1 protein-coding gene is annotated in these 1,766 nt (G+C 74.6%); it reads left to right on the plus strand.

What is annotated here, in order from left to right; all coding sequences use genetic code 11:
• Positions 1–165: 165 nt before the first annotated feature.
• The coding region (locus AC2W7J_RS17920; protein WP_485984098.1) for a RecB family exonuclease at positions 166–1,766 on the plus strand (1,601 nt) is incomplete at its 3' end.

Raw genomic sequence — 1,766 nt, forward strand, 5'->3', positions numbered from 1 at the left:
CAAGGCGGCCCGGGACGACCTCGGCGAGGACGCGCCGCCGCCCGGGCCGGACGACGCGGTCACGATCGTCGACGCCCTCGACCGGCTGCCCGACCCGGGGTGGCGGGGTGACGGCGGGCAGTCGATCTCCGACACGGCGCTGCGCGGCTGCAGCAGATCGGGGCGATGGTCGCCCGGCTGCGACGTCAGGCCGGCATGCCGCTGCCCGACCTCGTCGGCGAGGCGGAGCGGGAGCTCGGGGTCGACATCGAGGTGCTGGCCCGGCCGAAGTGGTCGCCGGGTGCCGCGCGGGCGCACCTCGACGCCTTCGCCGACGTGGCGGCGCAGTTCTCCTCGAGCGCCGACCGCCCGACGCTGGGTGGCTTCATCGACTGGATCGAGGCCGCCGTCGAGCAGGAGCGGGGCCTGGAGAAGCCGGTCGTCGAGCCGGCCGCCGACGCCGTGCAGATCCTCACCTGCCACGCGGCGAAGGGCCTCGAGTGGGACGTCGTCGCCGTGCCCGGCCTGTCCGAAGGGGTCTTCCCGACGCACCTGTCGCGGGCCTCCCTCAAGGACGACGGGACATGGGTGGTCGGGCAGGTCAACGACTCGGGGTGGATCACCGGGCTCGACGGCGTGCCCTTCCCGCTGCGGGGTGACCGCGAGGGGCTGCCGCACCTCGACCTGTCGCTCGGCGAGACGAAGGCGCTCCAGGACGAGCTCAAGCGCTATCGCGCGGCCAACGGCGAGCACGGGCTGCTCGAGGAGCGCCGTCTGGCCTACGTCGCCTTCACCCGCGCGCGCAGCCAGCTGCTGCTCGGGTCGTGGGTGTGGGGCGCGACGGGGCAGCAGCCGCGGCTGCAGTCACGATTCCTCGACGAGGCGCGCGCTGCCGGTCCGGTCGAGATCCTCGAGTGGACGGACATGCCGGAGACCAAGGACGAGCCCAACCCCTCGCTGGCGGTCGAGCGGCAGGTCGTGTGGCCCGGCGCCGAGCCGGCGCCCGAGCGGGCCGGGCTCGAGGCGGCGGCTGCAGGGATGGCTGCGCGCGCTGGTGCTGCCGACAGAGGTGGCGACGGTGCCGGTGGCGTCGACGCTGATGACGGTGGGCCGGACCCGATCGACGACACGATGCGGCTGCTGCTGACCGAGCGTGAGCAGCGCCGTCGGGCGCGGGGGGAGGACGTCGGCGTGGACCTGCCGGCCCACCTGTCGACCTCGCAGCTCGTCGCGCTCGCGCGGGACCCGCAGGCCTTCGCGATGGACCTGCGGCGCCCCATGCCGCAGCCGCCGCAGGTGGCCGGACGACGCGGCACGGCCTTCCACGCGTGGGTCGAGCAGCACTACGCCGATGCCGGTCTCGTCGACGTGCTCGAGCTACCGGGCAGCGCGGACGACTCGCTGGCCGATACGGACCTGTCGACGATGCAGGAGCACTTCCTCGCCAGCGAGTGGGCCGACCGCGTGCCGCTCGAGGTGGAGCTCTCGCTCGAGACGGTCCTCGGCGAGCACGCCGTGCGGGGGCGGGTCGACGCGGTCTTCGCCGACGAGGACGGGGGAGTCACGGTCGTCGACTGGAAGACCGGGCGCCCGCCCCGCGGCCCCGAGGCCGAGGTGCGCGCTGTGCAGCTGTCGGCCTATCGCATCGCCTATGCGCGCTGGCGCGGGCTCGACCCCGAGCGGGTCCGGGGCGCCTTCTTCCACGCCGCGACCGGCGAGACGACCCGACCCCACCTGCTCGACGAGGACGAGGTGGTCCGCCTGCTCGGCGACGTCGTCGCCTGTTG

This window comes from Janibacter sp. CFPM2_SD2, from assembly GCF_057364645.1.